Here is an 18448-nt window from a genome sequence, read left to right on the forward strand (position 1 = left end):
CTCGCGCGCCTGGGCGCCCCCGGAGCGGTGCTCACGGATGGCGCTGACCAGGTCGCTCTTGCGCATGGCGGACGTGCGGGGGACGCCCAGCTCGGCGGCGAGCGCCTGGAGCTCGGGCAGCCGCAGCGTCGACAGCGCGGCGCCCCGGCTCGTGCTGCGCGGGGCGGTGGCCGTCCCGTTCGCAGCCTCGATGGTCTCTGACACGAAGGATCCTTCCCCCTCGTCGGCGGCCGGCACGGGTGGGGCGGGCCGCGTGGTTGCCCGGGACCGTTGCCCGGGTCGGTTCCGAGCCACGGCGAGGGTGGGCGACGTGACGTCGACCGTGCGGTGGCTTGGTCCCCTCGGGCCGTCGGCTTCTGCGCCTCGCATGCGTGGCGGGGTCCGCTCAGATGCCAGGGGGGATGATCCAGCCTAGCACCGGGCCGGTAGCCCCGTACCGCCGATCCGGTGACCGCGCGTCGCGACCGCGGGGCTCAGACGCGCTCGGCGACAGCACCCTGCGCGACGCCGGCGGCGAGCACGCGCCAGCCCGACGGCGTCGCGCCGTGGCGACCCGGCTCGCCGAGCAGCGCGGAGCGTGCGCGCGCCCCCTCGTCGCCGCGCGTCGCGTCCTCGAGCACCAGCACCGACGGCCCGGCACCGCTGACGACCGCGGCCTGCCCGGCGTCGCGCAGCGCGCGCACGAGCTCCCACGTCCCCGGCATCACGGCCGCCCGGTACTCCTGGTGGAGGCGGTCGACCGTCGCCGGGAGCAGCAGCTCCGGGCGGTGGCACAGCGCCTGCACGAGCAGCGCCGCCCGGCCCGCGGTGAGCGCGGCGTCGGCGTGCGGGACCGTCGCCGGCAGGACGCCGCGAGCCGTCGACGTCGACAGCCGGGTCGGCGGCACCAGGACCACGGGCCGCACCGACGGGTGCAGGGGAAGGCGCGTCGCGTGCGGCCCGTCGGCGGCGGTCCACGCGACGGTCGCCCCGCCGAGGATCGCCGGCGCCGCGTTGTCCGGGTGCCCCTCGAACCGCGAGGCGAGCCGGAACGCGACCGTGTCGCCGAGCGCCTCCGGCTCGGCGATGAGCATGCGTGCCGCGAGCACCCCGGCCACGACCGCCGCGGCGGACGAGCCCATGCCGCGGCCGTGCGGGATGCGGTTGACGCACGTCAGGTGCAGCCCGACCTGCGGTGCGCCGACCTCGTCGAGGGCCGCGCGGATCGCGCGGACCACGAGGTGGTCCTCCCCCGTCGGCAGCTCGCCCGCTCCCTCGCCGCTGACCTCGACGGTGACGTCCGCGCTGCCGAGCGCCCTGACCTCGACCTCGTCGTGGTGCTCCACGGCCAGGCCGAGGGCATCGAAGCCGGGGCCGAGGTTCGCGCTCGTCGCAGGGACGCGCACGCGCACGTGGTCGCTGCCGAGCCGCACGGCTCAGCCCAGCTCGAGGGCGTCGGCGATGGAGACGACGTCGGCCGAGACGCGCACGGGCGTCACCTCGGAGCCGTCCGCCGCGCGCAGCGCCCACTGCGGGTCCTTGAGCCCATGGCCCGTGACCGTCACCGTGATGCGGGCACCCGCCGGCACCAGGCCCCGCTCGGCGCGCGCGAGGAGCCCTGCGACGCCGGCGGCCGACGCCGGCTCGACGAACACCCCGGCCCGCGTGGACAGCAGCCGGTGGGCGGCGAGGATCTGCTCGTCGGTCACGGACTCGATCACCCCGCCCGACTCGTCGCGGGCCGCCACGGCCTGCTCCCACGACGCCGGGTTGCCGATGCGGATGGCCGTCGCGATGGTCTCCGGCTCGGTGACCGGGTGGCCCAGCACGATCGGTGCGGCGCCGGCGGCCTGGAAGCCCCACATCGCCGGCGTGCGGCTCGCGGGACCGTCCGCGGCGTACTCGGTGAAGCCCTTCCAGTACGCCGTGATGTTGCCGGCGTTGCCGACCGGGAGCACGTGGATGTCGGGAGCGTCGCCGAGCGAGTCGACGATCTCGAACGCGCCGGTCTTCTGACCCTGGATCCGGTCGGGGTTGACCGAGTTCACGAGCTCGACCGGGTACGCCTCGGCGAGCTTGCGGGCGGCGACGAGGCAGTCGTCGAAGTTGCCGTCGACCTGCAGCAGGCGCGCGCCGTGCGCGATGGCCTGGCTGAGCTTGCCCATCGCGATCTTGCCGTCGGGCACGAGCACGGCGCAGGTCATGCCGGCGACGGCGGCGTAGGCCGCCGCGGACGCCGACGTGTTGCCGGTCGACGCGCACACCACGGCGCGGGCACCGCGCCCGGCGGCCGCCGACATGGCCGTGGTCATGCCCCGGTCCTTGAAGGAGCCGGTCGGGTTCATGCCCTCGACCTTGAGGTGCACCTCGGCGCCGACGAGCTCGCCGATCGCGGGCGCCGGCACGAGCGGGGTGCCGCCCTCGCGCAGCGTGACGACGCGCTCGGTGAGGTGGGACGGGAGACGGTCGGCGTACTCGGCGATGACGCCTCGCCACTGGTGGGCCACTCAGGCTCCTTCGACGCGCAGCACGGACAGGACGGTCAGGACGGCGGGCAGGCCCGCGATGTCGGCGACGGTGGCCGACAGCGCGGCCTCGCTCGCCTCGTGGGTCATGACGAGCAGCTCGGCCTGCTCCTCGCCGACGGGCGCGGGTCCCTGCCGGACGGTCTCGATGGAGACGCCGTGGCCCGCGAACACCTGGGCGACCTGGGCGAGGACGCCCGGCCGGTCCGCCACGCGCAGGTGGACCTGGTAGCGCGTGCGGGCGTGCGCGACGTCGTGGACCGGCAGGTCCGCGTACCGCGACTCGACCGGGCCGCGGCCGCCCAGCACGCGGTGGCGCGCCACCGTGACGACGTCGCCCAGGACGGCGCTCGCGGTCGGCGCGCCGCCCGCGCCGCGGCCGTAGAACATCAGCTCGCCGGCGGCCTCGGCCTCGACGAACACCGCGTTGAAGCCGCCGTGGACGCCCGCGAGCGGGTGGTCCACCGGCACGAGCGCGGGGTGGACCCGCGCGACGACGCCCGGGACGCCGTCGGCGCTCACGCGCTCCGCGATCGCGAGCAGCTTGATGACGTGGCCGGTCCGCTGCGCCCAGGCGACGTCCTCGGCCGTGACGGCGAGGATGCCCTCGCGGTGGACGTCGTCGACGCCGACGCGGGTGTGGAAGGCGAGGGAGGCGAGGATCGCGGCCTTCGCCGCCGCGTCGTACCCCTCGACGTCGGCCGTCGGGTCCGCCTCCGCGTAGCCGAGGTCCTGGGCCTGCTTCACGGCCTGGTCGAGGTCGAGGCCCGTCGTCGTCATCTGGTCGAGCACGTAGTTCGTGGTGCCGTTGACGATGCCGAGCACGCGCGTGACGCGGTCCCCGGCGAGCGACTCGCGCACGGGGCGGACCAGCGGGATGGCCCCGGCGACGGCGGCCTCGAAGTAGAGGTCGGCACCGGCGGCGTCGGCGGCCGCGTAGAGGGTGGGCCCGTCCTGGCCGAGCAGGGCCTTGTTGGCCGTGACGACCCCGGCACCGTGCTCGATCGCGCGCAGCAGCAGGCCGCGCGCGGGCTCGATCCCGCCCATCACCTCGACGACGACGTCGGCCCGGGTCACGAGCTCGGCCGCGTCGGTGGTCAGGAGCGCGGGGTCGACCACGGGGTCCCGGGGCGCCGAGGCGTCACGCACCGCCACGCCCACGAGCTCGAGCCGGGCACCGACACGTGCGGCGAGCTCGTCGCCCTGCGTGAGCAGGAGCCGGGCCACCTCCGTGCCCACCACGCCGCAGCCGAGCAGGGCGACGCGCACCGCGCCGTCGGGGACTGCCACCGGGGCCACCTCTCCTCGTTCCGCGCGACACGTGCCGCCGGGCGCTGCCCAGGATAGGGGCGGCCACCGGCGGCGGGACGCCGCGACCCGTCCGTGGACGTCGACCTCAGCCCACGTCCAGGGCGAGCAGGTCGTCCTCGGTCTCGCGGCGCACGATCACGCGCGCCACGCCGTCACGCACCGCGACGACCGGCGGCCGCGGGACGTGGTTGTAGTTCGACGCCATCGAGCGTCCGTACGCGCCCGTGGCGGGGACCGCCAGCAGGTCGCCGCGCGCGACGTCGGCCGGGAGGGCGACGTCGCGCACGACGATGTCGCCGCTCTCGCAGTGCTTGCCCACCACGCGGGCGGGCACCGTCGCGGCGTCGGCGGGACGCGAGACGACGGCGGCCGTGTAGCTCGCCCCGTACAGGGCGGGCCGCAGGTTGTCGCTCATCCCGCCGTCCACCGAGACGTACGTCCGGACGAGGTCCTCGTCGCCACCCACCGTCACGGGCTTGACGGTGCCGACCGTGTAGAGCGTCAGCGCCGTCGGCCCGACGACGGCCCGCCCGGGCTCGATGGAGATCCGGGGGACGGCCGTGCCGAGCCGGGCGCAGGCGTCGGCGACCGCCGCGGCCGTGTCCTTGGCGACGCGGTCGGGGTCCAGCGGGACCTCACCGGGCAGGTACGCGATCCCGAAGCCGCCGCCGAGGTCCACCTCGGGCACCAGGTGGTCCGTGAGCGCGGCCAGCTCGGCGCGCAGCTCCATGACGCGCCGCGCCGCCGCCTCGAAGCCGGACGGGTCGAGGATCTGCGAGCCGATGTGCGAGTGGATGCCCAGCAGCTCGAGCTCGGGCCGGGCCAGGACGGCCCGCAGCGCGGCGAGCGCCTGCCCGCCCGTCACCGACAGGCCGAACTTCTGGTCCTCGTGCGCGGTGGAGATGTACTCGTGCCCGCCGGCGTGCACGCCCGTGGTCACGCGCACCATGACCGGCGCCCGGACGCCGGCGCGCGCGGCGGCGTCCGCCACGCGGCCCACCTCGCCGAGGGAGTCGAGGACGATCCGGCCGACGCCGGCCGCGAGCGCGCGCTCGAGCTCCGCGTCGGACTTGTTGTTGCCGTGCAGCCCGATGTCGACGCCCGGGACGCCCGCACGCAGGGCGACCGCCAGCTCGCCGCCCGTCGCGGTGTCGATGCGGAGCCCCTCCTCGTGCGCCCACCGCGCGACGGCGACGCTGAGGAAGGCCTTACCCGCGTAGTAGACGTCGACGCCGACGCCGAGCGGCGCGAACGCGGCCTCGAACGCCGTCCGGAAGCGGCGCGCGCGGCTCCGGAAGTCCGCCTCGTCGAGCACGTAGGCGGGCGTGCCGTGCTCGGCCGCGAGCGCGCGCAGGTCCACTCCCCCCACGCTCACCGCGCCGTCCGGCCCCACCGCGGCCGACGCCGGCCAGACGGCCGGGTCCAGCGTCGGCGGGACCAGGTGGCCGGTCGAGCTCACATCCGCTCCGGCGCGCTGACCCCGAGCAGGCCGAGGCCGTTGGCGAGGACCTGCCGGGTCGCGTCGTTGAGCCACAGGCGCGTGCGGTGGACGTCGCTGACCGCCTCGTCGCCGAACGGCGTGACGCGCCGCTGGTCGTACCACTTGTGGTACGCCCCGGCGACCTCCTCGAGGTGCCGGGCGACGCGGTGCGGCTCGCGCAGCTCGGCGGCCTGGGCCACCACGCGCGGGAACTCGCCCAGCTTGGCCAGCAGCGTCGACTCGCTGACGTGGTCGAGCAGCGAGGGGTCGAAGCCGTCCTCGCGACGCACGCCGAGGTCCGCCGCGTTGCGCGCGACGTTCGCCGTGCGGGCGTGGGCGTACTGGACGTAGAAGACCGGGTTGTCGTTCGTCGACCGGCTGAGCAGGTCGAGGTCCAGGTCGATCGACTGGTCCGTCGAGGAGCGCGCCAGCGCGTAGCGCGCGGCGTCCACGCCGACGGCGCCCACGAGGTCGTCGATCGTCACGATCGTGCCCGCGCGCTTGCTCATGCGCAGCGGCTCGCCGTCGCGCAGCAGGTTCACCATCTGCCCGATGAGGATCTCGAGGTTCACGCCCGGGGTGTCCCCGAACGCGGCGCACATCGCCATCATGCGGCCGATGTAGCCGTGGTGGTCGGCGCCGAGCATGATCACGACGCGGTCGAAGCCCCGCTCGCGCTTGTCGAGGTAGTAGGCCAGGTCACCGGCGATGTACGCGGGCATGCCGTCCGACCGGACGATGACGCGGTCCCGGTCGTCGCCGAACTCCGTGGTGCGCAGCCACACGGCGCCGTCGGCCTCGTAGACGTGGCCGAGGTCGCGCAGGCGCGTGATCGCCCTCTCGACCGCGCCCGAGCGGTGCAGGGAGTCCTCGTGGAAGTAGACGTCGAAGTCGACGCGGAAGTCGTGCAGCGCCTGCTTGATCTCGCCGAACATCAGCTCGACGCCCCGGGCCCGGAACGCCTCCTGGGCCGCGTCGTCGGGCAGGGACAGCGGGTCCGGCTCGCCCGCCGCGGCGGCGTCGGCGATCACCCGGTCCGCGATGTCGGCGATGTACTGGCCGCCGTAGCCGTCCTCGGGCGCCTCCAGGCCCCGGGCGCGCGCCAGCAGCGACCGCGCGAACCTGTCGATCTGGGCACCGTGGTCGTTGAAGTAGTACTCGCGCGCCACCTCGGCACCGCTGGCCTGGAGCATGCGGGCCAGCGAGTCGCCGACCGCCGCCCAGCGCACCCCGCCGATGTGCAGCGGCCCGGTCGGGTTGGCCGAGACGAACTCGAGGTTGATCCGCTCGCCCGCCAGCACCTGCGAGCGGCCGAAGGCCTCCCCGGCCTCCACCACCGTGCGGGCGAGCTCGCCCGCCGCGGCCGTGTCGAGGGTGATGTTGAGGAAGCCGGGACCGGCGATCTCGACCTGCGCCACCCCTGGCGCCTCCGCGAGCCGCGCCGCCAGCACCTCGGCGAACGCGCGCGGCGCCATGCCGGCCTTCTTGGCGAGCTGCAGCGCCACGTTGGTCGCCCAGTCCCCGTGCTCGCGGGAGCGGGGTCGCTCCACCGTGATCGTCGCCGGCACGGCGTCGGCGGGCAGCGGCAGGGTGCCGTCGGCGACGGCGGACAGCAGGACGGCGCGCAGCGCCTCGGACAGCTCGGCGGGGGTCACGGTCCCAGGGTATCGAGACCGGCCGGTCGGCCCTGCGCCGTGTCCGGCCCGCCGCCGCGAGGGCCCCACGCGTCCTCGAGCATCCCGGGGCGGCACGCCACGGCCCCCGCCACCAGCAGCACCGCGCTCGAGACGGCCAGGACGACCGAGGGCAGCTCCCAGCCGCCGCTGGCGCCGTACAGCACGCCGACGAGCAACGGGCCGACGCCGGAGACCGCGTAGCCGACCCCCTGCGTGAACCCGGAGAGCGAGGCGGCGCCGGCGGACGTCCGCGTGCGCAGGTTGATGAGCGTCAGCAGCAGCGGGAACGTGCCGACCCCCAGCCCGAGCCCGATCATCCACGGCAGCGGGTACGCGGGCAGCCACAGCGTCCCGGCCCAGCCGACGACGTACAGCGCGACGAAGGCGACCACGACCGGGTACGGGTTGCGCAGCCGCACGGCCAGCGGCGGTGCGACCAGGGCGGGGACCAGCCCGAGGATCGCCACGAGCGCGAGCCAGCGTCCCGCGGCCGCGGGGTCGTGACCGGCGTCGACGAGCCGCGCCGGGAGCCAGGCGAACACCACGTACGAGTTGAGCGAGTTCATCGCGAACGCGCCCGCGAGGCCCCACGCGAGCGGCACGCGCCACACCCGACCGGCATTGCGGTGGCGCGAGTCGAGCCGCGGCGTGGCCGACGGCGCGCGGCGCAGCACCTCGCGCAGGTGTGTCCGGGCCGCCGCGGAGCGCGCGATGACGACCAGCCACGGCACGACGGCCACGAGCCCGACGACCGCCCACGAAGCCAGCGACGCGCGCCAGCCGAGCCGGGCCGCGGCGGGCACGGCGAGCAGCGGCGGCAGCGCGGCGCTGAACGCCATGGCGACCGAGTACGCCGCGGTCACGGGCCCGATGCGGTCGGGGAAGTACCGCTTGACCAGGGGCGGCAGCAGGACGTTGCCCATGCCCATGCCCGCGAGGGCGATGAGCGACCACGCGACGAACGCGGGCGGCGTCGTCACGGTCGACCGGACGACCTCCCCCACGGCCGAGAGCACCATCGCCGCCACGAGGAGCGGCTCGAGGCCGACCCTGCGGGCGAGCGCCGGGGTGATCGAGCCGAACAGGGCGAACGAGGCGACGGGGACCGTCCCCAGCACGCCGGCCTGGGCCGCCGTGAGCCCGAGGTCCCCCTCGAGCCGGTCGAGGATCGGCGAGACCGAGGCGATCGCGATCCGCAGGTTGAGCGCGACGACGAGGATGCCCACCAGGACGAGGAGGCGCCCTCGCCACGGGTGCGGGGCGGCCGCGCCGGGACGCTGCCCGGCGTTCGGCTCGGGTGGTGCGGGCATGCCTGCCTGTCGCTCGTGGTGGGGTCGGCGCGACTGTACGGCAGGGGGCGACGTGCGCTCGACCCGTCCGGCGGTGTTGACTGCCCCACACCACCCCTACGTCCGGAGCCGGGATGACGCGCCGCACCAACCTCATCGACCTCGCGGTCGGGCGACTGCGCCAGCAGATCACGTCCGGCACCTGGGAGGTCGGCTCGCGCATCCCCGCGGAGCCCGAGCTCACCGAGCTGATCGGCGTCGGCCGCAACACGGTCCGCGAGGCCGTGCAGTCCCTCGTCCACGCGGGCATGCTCGAGCGCCGGCAGGGATCGGGCACCTACGTCCTGTCGAACTCCGAGCTGGGCAACGCGATGGGTCGCCAGATCGCCGGTGCCCACCAGCGCGACGTCCTGGAGGTCCGGCGCAGCCTCGAGGTCGAGGCGGCGCGGCTGGCGGCGCTCCGCCGGACCGACGAGCAGGTCGCCGAGCTGCGCGCGCTGCGCGACAGCCGCCGCGAGGCGTTCGAGAGCGGCGAGCTCGACCGGATGGTCGAGGCCGACCTGGCGCTGCACCGCACCATCGCCGTGGCCTCGCACAACCCGGTTCTCCTGGCGCTGTACGAGAACCTCCAGGACGCGATCGGCGAGAACATCCGCTTCAACTTCGAGCACCCGGTGCACGACGACGACTCGCACCACGTGCTCGTCGAGGCCGTGGCGGCCGCCGACCCCGAGGCGGCGATGCGTGAGATCGACCGCTACCTGTCCGAGCTCATCGGCGAGGAGCTGCGGCCGGCGGAGACGGGTGGGGGCAGCCCCGAAGGGCTCTTCGCCCCCGGCGAGCGCCTGAACGCCCCCGACGCCGAGCGCCCCGCCTGACCGGACGGGCGGCGGCACCGCGCACGCCCCGGCGGCTGGTAATGTTTCGCACCGCCCCGCCCGCGTAGCTCAGGGGATAGAGCGTCTGCCTCCGGAGCAGAAGGCCGCAGGTTCGATTCCTGCCGCGGGCACCGATCAGAGCCCCGGTCCACCCATGGTGGCCGGGGCTCCGTCGTCCCCGCATCGCTGCGCGGAGATCGCGGAGATCATCGCGATGTCGGACGGGTCAGAGCTCCGTCAGCGATCCCGCCACTCTGCGGGTCCGGCTCAGGCACAACGGTGCGTGACCGTGCCATTGGTTCACGGCGCGGTCCCACATCACGGCCAGCGGCCGTGAGCTCACCCCGACGACGCCGAGGCGCCGCTCATCGCGTACTCGCGGCCATGGACCGCACCGAACGACCCGAGCAACACACCTACCGTCTGCCTCCGAAACAAGGGCCCCAAGTGCGATCTCGCGCGGGCATGGCGGCTCGGCCAGCCGCCAGGCACGACGGTGACCGGCGCGATGCCTTGCTTTGGATCGGCGAGGCTCCCGAAGGCATCGGCAGCCACATACGACTCCCGCGTCCCTCGGCGCAGCACCTGCTGGGTCAGTCCCCCGATCTCCATTCGGCCCCGTCACTCACCGATGTCAACCAGGGAGCCGTCGTGCATCTGCACGATGCGGCCGCAACGCGCAGCGACCTGCTCGTCGTGCGTCGCGATGACGACTGAGCTGCCCCGCTCTGCGACCGACACGAGAAGGTCAATGACCGCTTTGCTCGTGGCGCTGTCGAGCGCACCAGTCGGCTCGTCCGCGAGCACGATGCGCGGGGAACCGACGAGTGCGCGCGCAATCGCCACCCGCTGACGCTCACCACCCGACAAGGTCCGCACCGTACGCCTCAGAGGCACGTCGAGCTGCGCCGCGCCCACGCTCTCGGCGCACATCTGGCTGCGGAGCTTGCGTCGCAAGCGGCGTCCGCCGTATAGCAGCGGCACCTCGACGTTCTGCCTGATCGTGTCCTCGTCGATGAGGGCGAAGTCCTGCCGCACGTAGCCGAAAGTGCGGTTCCGCAACCGGGCGAGGCTGCGATCCGAGCTCCGGGTGACCTCCTCTCCCTCGACCGTGACGGTTCCCGCGCTCGCCGGGACCACCAGACCCATGACGTTCAGGAGCGTGGACTTCCCACAGCCGGAGGGTCCCATGACCGCCACCAGCTCCCCCGCGCCAATGGTCAAGGTCACTCCCTTGAGAGCGTCAACGCGTGCCGTTCCGGTACCGAACGTCTTGACGACCGCGTTGAGGTGCAGGGCTGGCATCACAGATTGCTTCCTCCAAGCTGAGCCGCAAGGTCGTTGCGGGCAACGACGGACGAGACACGGGCGACCAGCCCGGCGTACACGGCAGTCACAGCGGCGATCGCCCACGGCACGACGCTGACCAGGTCGGGCAAGGCCAAGGCGGCAAGGCCCAGCACGCCCAGGACCGGCACCAGCACGACAAGTGCGAGGTAGGTCGCCAGGCGAAGCACCACGTCCCCGATCCGCGCGCCGTGCAGCCGCTGGATCGCGAGCGAGCGCTGTGCGCGGCGCGCGGTCGCGGCCGCCGACGATCCCACTGCGACGACCACCAAGAGCAGAAAGGCCGTGTACATGGCCGTGTAGAGCAGACTGTCGCGCTGGTGAGATGCGAAGGTCTGTCCGCCTGCGTCCGCAACCGTAGCCGGGACGAGCTGTAGGCCCGAGCTCCACGACTCATCGACAAGGCGGTCCACCACGGTGGTGGTCGGCGCCAGCAGCACGGTGCGGGCGACGGCCTCCTCCTGAGCGGGCCACCCGAGGGCCATCAGGTCGTCCAGACCCACCTTCACGACGACGGTCCGTGCCAAGGTCTCCCTGGACTGCCAGGGGTCGAGGAACACCGCCCCAGGGGCAAGCCGGCCGCTCACCTCGACGGTGGTCACACCGAGGTCGACGGTGTCGCCCACGCCGTACAGGGCCACGTCCTCACCGACTACCGCCGAGCCGTCCGGGATCTCAGGCAGACCGAAGGCGTCCTCAAAGTCCCCGAGGACCAGCAGCACCGGGTACGGGAACGTCTCGCGCACGCCATGGTTGAAGCGAACGGTCGTGAACGCGGCGCCACCGTGGCGCAGCTCCTGGTCGAGCAGCTCGGCCAGCTCAGTTGTCGGTTCGAACGGCTCGTCGGTGAGGTAGTGCACCCGGAAGAACGTCGCGCCGCGGCGACCGAGGTCCTCCGCGACGCGTACGTCAGCCACGCTTGAGCCCAGCTCGCTCAGGCCGGTGGCCGTGAGGACGGTGCCAATCGTGACCATCGCAGCGAACAGTGCCGTCCTGCCCCGCACCCGCCACGCATCACGGAGCCCTGCGCTCATCTGAACCCTCACCTGGCAGCCTCCCGCGTGCGGCGGGACCCGATCGCCACGCCGAGCGCGGCAGCGGCCAGTGTCAGGCAGGTGGCGCCGAACCAACCCATCCCGGCCGAGACCACATCGAGGTGACGCCGGCCCAGCAGCAGGGTCAGGGCACTACCCACCAAGGTCCCGGTCGACGTCGTCGCGATGCCGACGGGAGCAAGCAGGCGAAGCAGGGCACCCGTGTGCGCTCCGTGCAGGCGGTGCACGTCCACGCGCGACCGGTGAAAGGTGAACTGGTTGACGACCAGCAGCGCGACGCAAACGAAGGCGCCGGCAAGGAGTATGGCGAAGACTGTCGTGAACGGGTCCGATGCCACCACCTGCGCCAGCGGCGGTCGCTCAATCGGCTCGACCTGGAACCCCGCGTCGGTCAGCGCCGTCACGATCGCCGTCTCCACTCCCTTCGACGCGTCGATGAAATAATCCCCGCTGGGCAAGGGCGCTCCACCGAGGGCGTACAAGTACTGGGTGTCCCTCGGCAGCATCGGGTACCCGGTTGTGCCGATGACCGTCGATCCCGGCGGCAGGAATGTCGCCGTGCCGGAGCGCACGACCTGGCCAGCGGTGTAGGAGCCCTCGACAAGGACTACCCACGGCTTGGTGCTCGCACCGGGCGCCTCGGGCGCCCTGGCCGGCTGAGCGCCCGCCGAGCCCACATCGCGCAGCAGCGGTACCGCACCGGTCGTGTCCATGACGCCCACAGCTGCAGCGCCCATACCCGCAGCAGGTGTCACCACAAGTGTCGCGGACGCATCGCCGATGGCGACCAGCACCTGCCCCGCGGCGTCCGCCTGAACCTCGCGTCCAGCGGACGTGACGCTGTAGCCGACGAAGCTCGCTGGCAGGCCCAGGTGCCCGCGCGCCCACCCGTCGGCGAGCGTCAGTCCGTAAGCCACCGACACCGTCATCAGGACTCCGAGCAGCGCACTGACGCCGGCCAGCAACCCGGTCCACCGTGAACGCACACCGCCTCCTTCGTCGGACGGCGTCCGGCCGGCGGGCGTCACCCCGCCGGGCGGACGCCGGTGCTCAACCCCGCCCGCAAGTGGGGAAGGTCACCAGGCGCCCACGGGACGTAGGTGTGACCGTAGTAGAAGCGGGTCGCGTTTCCCGGCAGCAGGCGAAGGCGACAACCGCGGCGGCGGCGTGCAGCTGTTTGCGCATACGGGTTTCCCTTCCTTCTCTATCCGTCACGGGCGCGCGGATTCGCGCCCCGGCTCCCTCGCCTTGGACGCGGGAATTTCGCTTCGAGCTCCGCGGACTTAGTCGTCGGCCGCCTCGACCAGTGCGGTTCGGATCGCTTCGAGCTCGGTGACGTGCGCAGTGAAGAACGCGTCCTCCAGCTCCGTGCGCACCTCCGCGACTGTCGACGGAAGGTTGGACGCCTCGCGGCATCCGAAGTCCGTCGCGGCGAGCGACCGCTCACGGCTCGCGAACTGCTCCAAGACGCCGGTCGGCGGGGGGCGCCCTGGGCCCATAGCGCGTCGTACTCGGCAGTCAGATCCGCCAAGAGCTGGTCCGGACCGCCGAGTGACTCGAGTCCGGGTTGCCGCCGGCCGGGACCCCTGAACCGCGACGGAGCCGGCCAGCCTGCGGCGGAGTGGGTCGATGCGAAAGGACCCGTAGTCCTCGACCGCCTCAGCACCGACTCCTGGTGGCACAACCGCAGGACCAGCGCCCGCCGCCAGGAGTTCTCCTACGGCTTGCAATCCGTCGACCGCCTCGGGCGCCGAGCCGACCGCGGGGAGCCGTCAGCAGGCGACCCAGGTCGCGCCCCGGTAAGCCCCAAGACCGCGCGGACGTCGACGACGTCGGACGCTTTGACGGCACCCCAGGAGCACGCCAGCGTGCAGTGGCGACGTTCGAGGACCTCGCACTGAACGGGCCGTTCGACGTCGGGGGTGACGCAGGGGTCAGCAGCCCGGCGCAGGAGTGGGTGGAGACCCTGACCCCGAGGAGCGGGCCGGTCCTGCTCGAGGCCGCATGGACGATCGTCGGGCGCCTACCGCCGCACCGGCACGGACCGGTTCGACCGGTGCGTGCGGTCCGCGCGAGGATGTGGGGCCCCGTCCCGGCCGAAGGAGTCCCCCGTGTCCCGCATCCTCGTCACCGGCTCGAGCGACGGCATCGGCCTGGAGACCGTCCGTCAGCTGCTCGCCGCCGGGCACGACGTCGTCGGCCACGCGCGCGACGCCGCGCGTGCGCGTGACCTGCGCGCCGCCCAGCCCGGGGTGAGCGACGTCGTCGTCGGGGACCTGGCCTCGCTCGCCGAGACGCGCGCCCTGGCCGGGGCGGCGACCGCCGCGGGCCCGTTCGACGTGGTGATCCACAACGCGGGCATCGGCGGCGGGGTCAGCGAGCGCACGGTGACCGAGGACGGCCTGGAGCGCATCCTCCAGGTCAACGTGGTCGCCCCGTACCTGCTCACCGCGCTGATGCCCCGTCCCCGCCGGCTCGTCTACCTGACCTCCGGCCTGGAGTCCCAGGGCCGCACGCACCTCGACGACCTGCAGTTCGAGGCGCGCGCGTGGGACGGGATGCAGGCGTACTCGGACTCCAAGCTGCTCGACGTCACGCTCGCGTTCGCCGTCGCGCGCCTGTGGCCCGAGGTGGTCGTCACCGCGGTCGACCCCGGCTGGATCAAGACGAAGCTGGGCGGCCCGGGCGCGTGGGACGAGGTGGACGAGGGCGCCGCGACGCAGGTCTGGCTCGCCACGTCGGACGACGACGCCGCGCGGGTGACCGGCGCGTACCTCAAGCGCCACGAGGTCCAGGTCGCGAACCCCGAGGCCCGCGACACCGCCCTCCAGGATGGCCTGCTCGCCCGGCTCGCCGCGCTCACCGGGGTCGAGCTCCCCCGCTGAGCCGCCTGCGGCACGGACGAGGACGGCACGGACGACGACGGCCCCACCGGTCGTCACCGGTGGGGCCGTCGTGGGAGCGCTGGGGTCCTCAGTCCTCGCTGGTGCGCGGCTGCGGCACGCCGTTGAGCAGCCCGCGGACCTCGGCCTCGCTGTAGCGGCGGTGGCCGCCCAGCGTGCGGATGGCGGAGAGCTTGCCCGCCTTCGCCCAGCGCGTGACCGTCTTGGGGTCGACGCGGAACATGCTCGCGACCTCGGAGGGGGTCAGGAGCGAGTCCGGGGCGTCATTGCGGGTGCCGGAGGGGGATCCCTGAGGGGACATGGTGCAACTCCTTCGTCGTTCGGTGCGTCCGGCCGACCTCGAGGGTCCCGTGACTTTGCGTCCCCACCTCGCGGTGGGTTTGCCCTTGTCGCTGACGGGGACAGGTTCCCACATTCCGGACATCGACGCAAAGCGCGTGTCGGCCGCACCCCATCTTTCACCCGCGTCCAGCCCTCCGGGCCGGCTCAGCTCCCCGCCGAGCCCCCCGACGCCTCGGCGCCCCGCCCCCCGCCGATCGTGGTCGCGGGCGAGCCGTGCTGGACCTCGATCCGGCGCGAGCGCGACTCCTCCGCCACCGGGATGGTCAGGGTCAGGACGCCGTCGGCGTAGGCGGCCTGCACCCGGTCGAGGGCGAGGCCGCGACCCACCGTGAGCTGGCGGACGTACGTGCCCGAGGCCCGCTCCCGCGCGAGCCACTGCACGTCCGCGTCGGTGGGTGCCGTGCGCTCGGCCCGGATGGTGAGCGTGCGGTCCTCGACGTTGACGTCCACCGAGCCCGGGTCGACGCCCGGCAGGTCCACCTGCAGCACGTAGTGGTCGCCCGCGCGGTAGAGGTCGAGCGGCATCGCGGCGGTCTGCGGCGCCTGCGCCGCCTCGCGCACGGAGCCCAGCAGCTGGTCCATCCAGCGCGTCGGGTCGATCGGTTCCAGTCGAGCAGCCATGTGAGTCCTCCCCTCGGACACACCCCGGACCATCCGGGGTCCGACCCGCCCGGGGCGTTCGCTCGCACCGGGCGGCTACCTCCGGTTCTAGCACTCGCCCCCGGGGAGTGCCAGGGGACAGGGACCACTGTCCCGGGGACCTTTGGCACAGCCCGGAGCCGCGACGGGCTCGTACCGTGGGACGTGGATCAAGGGCGATCCGCCCCATCCGCACCAATACCGGGAGAGTCCCGTGGCCGCTCGCTCCGCACCCCGTCCCGCCCCTGAGCCTGACGCTGCGCCCCGCGCCGTGGCGTCCCCGATCGACGCCCTCGTCGCCGGCGCCACCAAGGCGCTCGCGCAGTACGCGTCGTTCACCCAGGCCGACGTCGACCACATCGTGAAGAAGGCGTCGGTCGCCGCGCTGAACCAGCACGGCGAGCTCGCGCGCCACGCGGTCGCCGAGACCCGCCGCGGCGTGTTCGAGGACAAGGCCGTGAAGAACATCTTCGCGTGCGAGCACGTCACCAACTCGATGGCCGAGCTCAAGACGGTCGGCATCGTCTCGCGCGACGACCTCCACGGCATCGTGGAGATCGCCGAGCCCGTGGGCGTCGTCGCCGGCATCACGCCGGTGACCAACCCGACGTCGACGGCGATCTTCAAGGCGCTCGTGGCGCTGAAGACGCGCAACCCGATCATCTTCGCGTTCCACCCCTCCGCGCAGGAGTCCTCCGTCGCGGCGGCCCGCGTGGTGCGCGACGCCGCCGTCGCGGCCGGCGCCCCGGAGCACTGCATCCAGTGGGTCTCCGAGCCGTCGATCGCCGCGACCCACGAGCTCATGAACCACCCCGGCGTGGCGCTGATCCTCGCCACGGGCGGCAACGCGATGGTCAAGGCCGCGTACTCGTGCGGCAAGCCCGCGCTCGGCGTCGGCGCCGGCAACGTGCCCGCCTACATCGAGGCGACGGCCAAGCTCAAGCGCGCCGTCAACGACGTCGTGCTGTCCAAGGCGTTCGACAACGGCATGGTGTGCGCCTCGGAGCAGGCCGTCATCCTCGACGCGGAGATCTACGACGCCGCCATGGCCGAGTTCGACATCCTGCACGCCTACCGCGCCACGCCGGCCGAGAAGGCCATGCTCGAGCGCTTCATCTTCGGCGTCGAGGCGGACTCGGCCAACTGCGGCGGCGCCAAGCTCAACGCCTCCGTCGTCGGGCAGAGCCCGCAGTGGATCGCCCAGCAGGCCGGGTTCACGGTGCCCGAGGAGACCTCGATCATCCTGGCCGAGGTCGGTCAGGTCGGTCCCGCCGAGCCGCTCACGCGCGAGAAGCTCTGCCCGGTCCTGGCGGTCCTGCGCGCCGACTCGCGCGAGCACGGCATCCGCCTCGCCGAGCAGATGGTCGAGTTCGACGGTCTCGGGCACAGCGCCGCGATCCACACCGAGGACAAGGAGCTCTCGGAGGAGTTCGGCAGCCGCGTCAAGGCGATCCGCATCATCTGGAACTCGCCGTCGTCGCTCGGTGGCATCGGCGACATCTACAACGCGTTCATCCCGTCCCTCACGCTCGGCTGCGGCTCGTACGGCGCCAACTCCGTCTCGAACAACGTCTCGGCGGTCAACCTCGTGAACATCAAGCGGATCGGCCGTCGCAACAACAACCTGCAGTGGTTCAAGGTCCCGGCCAAGACGTACTTCGAGCCGAACGCCATCCGCTACCTGGCCGACATGCCGGACGTGCACCGCGTCACCATCGTGACCGACGCGACGATGACCAAGCTCGGGTTCGTGGACAAGGTCCTGGACGTGCTCGGTCGTCGCCCGGAGAAGATCGCGCTGCAGATCCTGGACGACATCGAGCCCGAGCCCAGCATCGCGACGGTCGACCGGGGCGCGGAGGCGATGCGCCACTTCAACCCGGACACGATCATCGCGCTCGGTGGCGGCTCCCCCATGGACGCCGCGAAGGTCATGTGGCTGCGCTACGAGCACCCGGAGATCGTGTTCGCGGACATGCGCGAGAAGTTCTTCGACGTCCGTAAGCGTGCCTTCAAGTTCCCGACGCTGGGCGAGCGCGCCAAGCTCGTCTGCATCCCGACGACGTCGGGCACGGGCGCGGAGGTGACGCCGTTCGCGGTGATCACGGACCAGAAGACGGGCGTCAAGTACCCGCTCGCGGACTACGCGCTCACGCCGACCGTCGCGATCATCGACCCCGCGCTCACGGGCAAGATGCCGGCCTCGCTCGCGGCCGACTCCGGCTTCGACGCGCTGACGCACGCGACGGAGGCGTACGTCTCGGTCTACGCGAACGACTTCACGGACGGCATGGCGCTGCAGGCGATCCGCCTGATCTTCGAGAACCTCGAGGCGTCCGTGACGGGCGGCGAGGCGGCGGTGGTCGCCCGGGAGAAGATGCACAACGCCGGCACGATCGCGGGCATGGCGTTCGGCAACGCCTTCCTGGGCATCGTGCACTCGATGGCGCACACCATCGGCTCCACCTTCCACCTCGTCCACGGCCGGACCAACGCGACGCTCCTGCCGCACGTGATCCGCTACAACGGCACGGTGCCGACCAAGCTCACGAGCTGGCCGAAGTACGAGCACTACGTCGCCCCGGAGCGGTTCCAGGAGATCGCCAAGACGCTGGGGCTGCCGGCCTCGACGCCGGCGGAGGGCGTGGAGTCCTACGCCCGGGCGGTCGAGCGGCTGCGCGACGCGGTCGGCATCCCCTCGTCGTTCGCGGCGCAGGGCGTGTCCGAGCAGGCGTTCATGAGCAAGCTGGACGACCTGGCGATGCGCTCCTACGAGGACCAGTGCGCGCCCGCGAACCCGCGGATGCCGATGCTGGCCGACATGAAGGACCTCATGACCGCGGCGTACTACGGGACGTCGCTGCAGGACGTGCGCTCACGGCGCACGGAGGCAGGCACGACGGAGCCCTCCGCCCAGGAGGAGGTGCGCTCCGAGGCCTGACCCGCCGGTGTGCCCGCCCGGTCGCGCGGGCGGGCACACCCCTGCCGGGGCACACTGGACCTCCCCAGACCCTCGGAGGACAC

Annotated in this window: 15 protein-coding genes, 1 tRNA gene and 1 riboswitch; of the genes, 4 read left to right on the top strand and 12 right to left on the bottom strand. The window is 73.2% G+C overall.

From position 1 onward, the window contains the following. The 7 genes from IDM29_RS17600 to IDM29_RS03130 form a co-directional block, all read right to left on the bottom strand. Nucleotides 1-204 (bottom strand): Rho termination factor N-terminal domain-containing protein (locus IDM29_RS17600; protein WP_309232670.1); only part of this gene is annotated, 204 nt, incomplete at its 3' end. 269 nt (nucleotides 205-473) lie between these two features. After that, a complete protein-coding gene (thrB, locus tag IDM29_RS03105) occupies nucleotides 474-1412 on the bottom strand; it encodes a homoserine kinase (RefSeq protein ID WP_182111658.1) in 939 nt (312 codons plus the stop codon). Between the two features lie 3 nt (nucleotides 1413-1415). After that, entirely contained in the window at nucleotides 1416-2486 is a 1071-nt protein-coding gene (gene thrC / locus IDM29_RS03110; RefSeq protein ID WP_182111659.1) for a threonine synthase, read from the bottom strand. After that, the gene (locus IDM29_RS03115; RefSeq protein WP_182111660.1) at nucleotides 2487-3794 is read right to left on the bottom strand and encodes a homoserine dehydrogenase; all 1308 of its coding nucleotides are present in this window, start codon (nucleotides 3792-3794) and stop codon (nucleotides 2487-2489) included. 106 nt (nucleotides 3795-3900) lie between these two features. Continuing rightward, nucleotides 3901-5274: a diaminopimelate decarboxylase gene (gene lysA, locus IDM29_RS03120; RefSeq protein WP_182111661.1), complete on the bottom strand. Its 1374-nt coding sequence runs from the start codon at nucleotides 5272-5274 to the stop codon at nucleotides 3901-3903. After that, a complete protein-coding gene (gene argS, locus IDM29_RS03125; RefSeq protein ID WP_182111662.1) occupies nucleotides 5271-6950 on the bottom strand; it encodes an arginine--tRNA ligase in 1680 nt (559 codons plus the stop codon). The genes lysA and argS overlap by 4 nt, the downstream gene beginning before the upstream one ends. Beyond that, on the bottom strand, nucleotides 6947-8281 hold the full coding sequence (locus IDM29_RS03130; protein WP_182111663.1) for an MFS transporter: 1335 nt from the start codon (nucleotides 8279-8281) through the stop codon (nucleotides 6947-6949). Before IDM29_RS03130 ends, argS begins: the two co-directional genes overlap by 4 nt. A gap of 113 nt (nucleotides 8282-8394) precedes the next feature. On the opposite strand from IDM29_RS03130, the gene IDM29_RS03135 reads away from it, so the two are divergent. Further along, nucleotides 8395-9138 carry a FadR/GntR family transcriptional regulator gene (locus IDM29_RS03135; RefSeq protein ID WP_182111664.1) on the top strand — a complete coding sequence of 248 codons (744 nt, stop codon included), beginning with the start codon at nucleotides 8395-8397 and terminating at the stop codon, nucleotides 9136-9138. 58 nt (nucleotides 9139-9196) lie between these two features. Continuing rightward, a tRNA-Arg gene (locus IDM29_RS03140) sits at nucleotides 9197-9269 on the top strand. Nucleotides 9270-9759: 490 nt separating this feature from the next. On the opposite strand, the gene IDM29_RS03145 is transcribed toward IDM29_RS03140, so the two are convergent. From IDM29_RS03145 to IDM29_RS03155, 3 genes are read right to left on the bottom strand one after another with little or no spacing between them, the layout of a single operon-like run. Beyond that, on the bottom strand, nucleotides 9760-10443 hold the full coding sequence (locus IDM29_RS03145) for an ABC transporter ATP-binding protein (RefSeq protein ID WP_182114231.1): 684 nt from the start codon (nucleotides 10441-10443) through the stop codon (nucleotides 9760-9762). After that, nucleotides 10443-11519: a hypothetical protein gene (locus IDM29_RS03150; RefSeq protein ID WP_182111686.1), complete on the bottom strand. Its 1077-nt coding sequence runs from the start codon at nucleotides 11517-11519 to the stop codon at nucleotides 10443-10445. Before IDM29_RS03150 ends, IDM29_RS03145 begins: the two co-directional genes overlap by 1 nt. An 8-nt stretch (nucleotides 11520-11527) precedes the next feature. Beyond that, a complete protein-coding gene (locus tag IDM29_RS03155) occupies nucleotides 11528-12526 on the bottom strand; it encodes a hypothetical protein (protein ID WP_182111687.1) in 999 nt (332 codons plus the stop codon). Nucleotides 12527-13651: 1125 nt separating this feature from the next. Between IDM29_RS03155 and IDM29_RS03160 the strand changes: the two genes are divergently transcribed. Beyond that, the gene (locus IDM29_RS03160; protein WP_182111688.1) at nucleotides 13652-14425 is read left to right on the top strand and encodes an SDR family NAD(P)-dependent oxidoreductase; all 774 of its coding nucleotides are present in this window, start codon (nucleotides 13652-13654) and stop codon (nucleotides 14423-14425) included. A gap of 88 nt (nucleotides 14426-14513) precedes the next feature. On the opposite strand, the gene IDM29_RS03165 is transcribed toward IDM29_RS03160, so the two are convergent. Then, on the bottom strand, nucleotides 14514-14744 hold the full coding sequence (locus IDM29_RS03165; protein WP_182111689.1) for a BldC family transcriptional regulator: 231 nt from the start codon (nucleotides 14742-14744) through the stop codon (nucleotides 14514-14516). A gap of 18 nt (nucleotides 14745-14762) precedes the next feature. Then, nucleotides 14763-14838, bottom strand: a riboswitch (cyclic di-GMP riboswitch). Between the two features lie 91 nt (nucleotides 14839-14929). Further along, complete coding sequence (locus IDM29_RS03170) at nucleotides 14930-15406, bottom strand: Hsp20/alpha crystallin family protein (protein WP_182111690.1); 477 nt, start codon at nucleotides 15404-15406, stop codon at nucleotides 14930-14932. A gap of 289 nt (nucleotides 15407-15695) precedes the next feature. On the opposite strand from IDM29_RS03170, the gene adhE reads away from it, so the two are divergent. Further along, nucleotides 15696-18365: a bifunctional acetaldehyde-CoA/alcohol dehydrogenase gene (gene adhE / locus IDM29_RS03175; protein ID WP_255491582.1), complete on the top strand. Its 2670-nt coding sequence runs from the start codon at nucleotides 15696-15698 to the stop codon at nucleotides 18363-18365. Nucleotides 18366-18448: the final 83 nt, after the last annotated feature.

This window comes from Actinotalea sp. JY-7885, from assembly GCF_014525465.1.
GTDB lineage: Bacteria > Actinomycetota > Actinomycetes > Actinomycetales > Cellulomonadaceae > Actinotalea.

Excerpts from the sequence above, each read along its gene's own strand:
- IDM29_RS03135 (WP_182111664.1), top strand. The coding sequence starts at position 8,395 with ATGACGCGCCGCACCAACCTCATCGACCTCGCGGTCGGGCGACTGCGC.
- IDM29_RS03170 (WP_182111690.1), bottom strand. The coding sequence starts at position 15,406 with ATGGCTGCTCGACTGGAACCGATCGACCCGACGCGCTGGATGGACCAG.
- IDM29_RS03145 (WP_182114231.1), bottom strand. The coding sequence starts at position 10,443 with ATGCCAGCCCTGCACCTCAACGCGGTCGTCAAGACGTTCGGTACCGGA.
- IDM29_RS03165 (WP_182111689.1), bottom strand. The coding sequence starts at position 14,744 with ATGTCCCCTCAGGGATCCCCCTCCGGCACCCGCAATGACGCCCCGGAC.
- IDM29_RS03130 (WP_182111663.1), bottom strand. The coding sequence starts at position 8,281 with ATGCCCGCACCACCCGAGCCGAACGCCGGGCAGCGTCCCGGCGCGGCC.
- IDM29_RS03150 (WP_182111686.1), bottom strand. The coding sequence starts at position 11,519 with ATGAGCGCAGGGCTCCGTGATGCGTGGCGGGTGCGGGGCAGGACGGCA.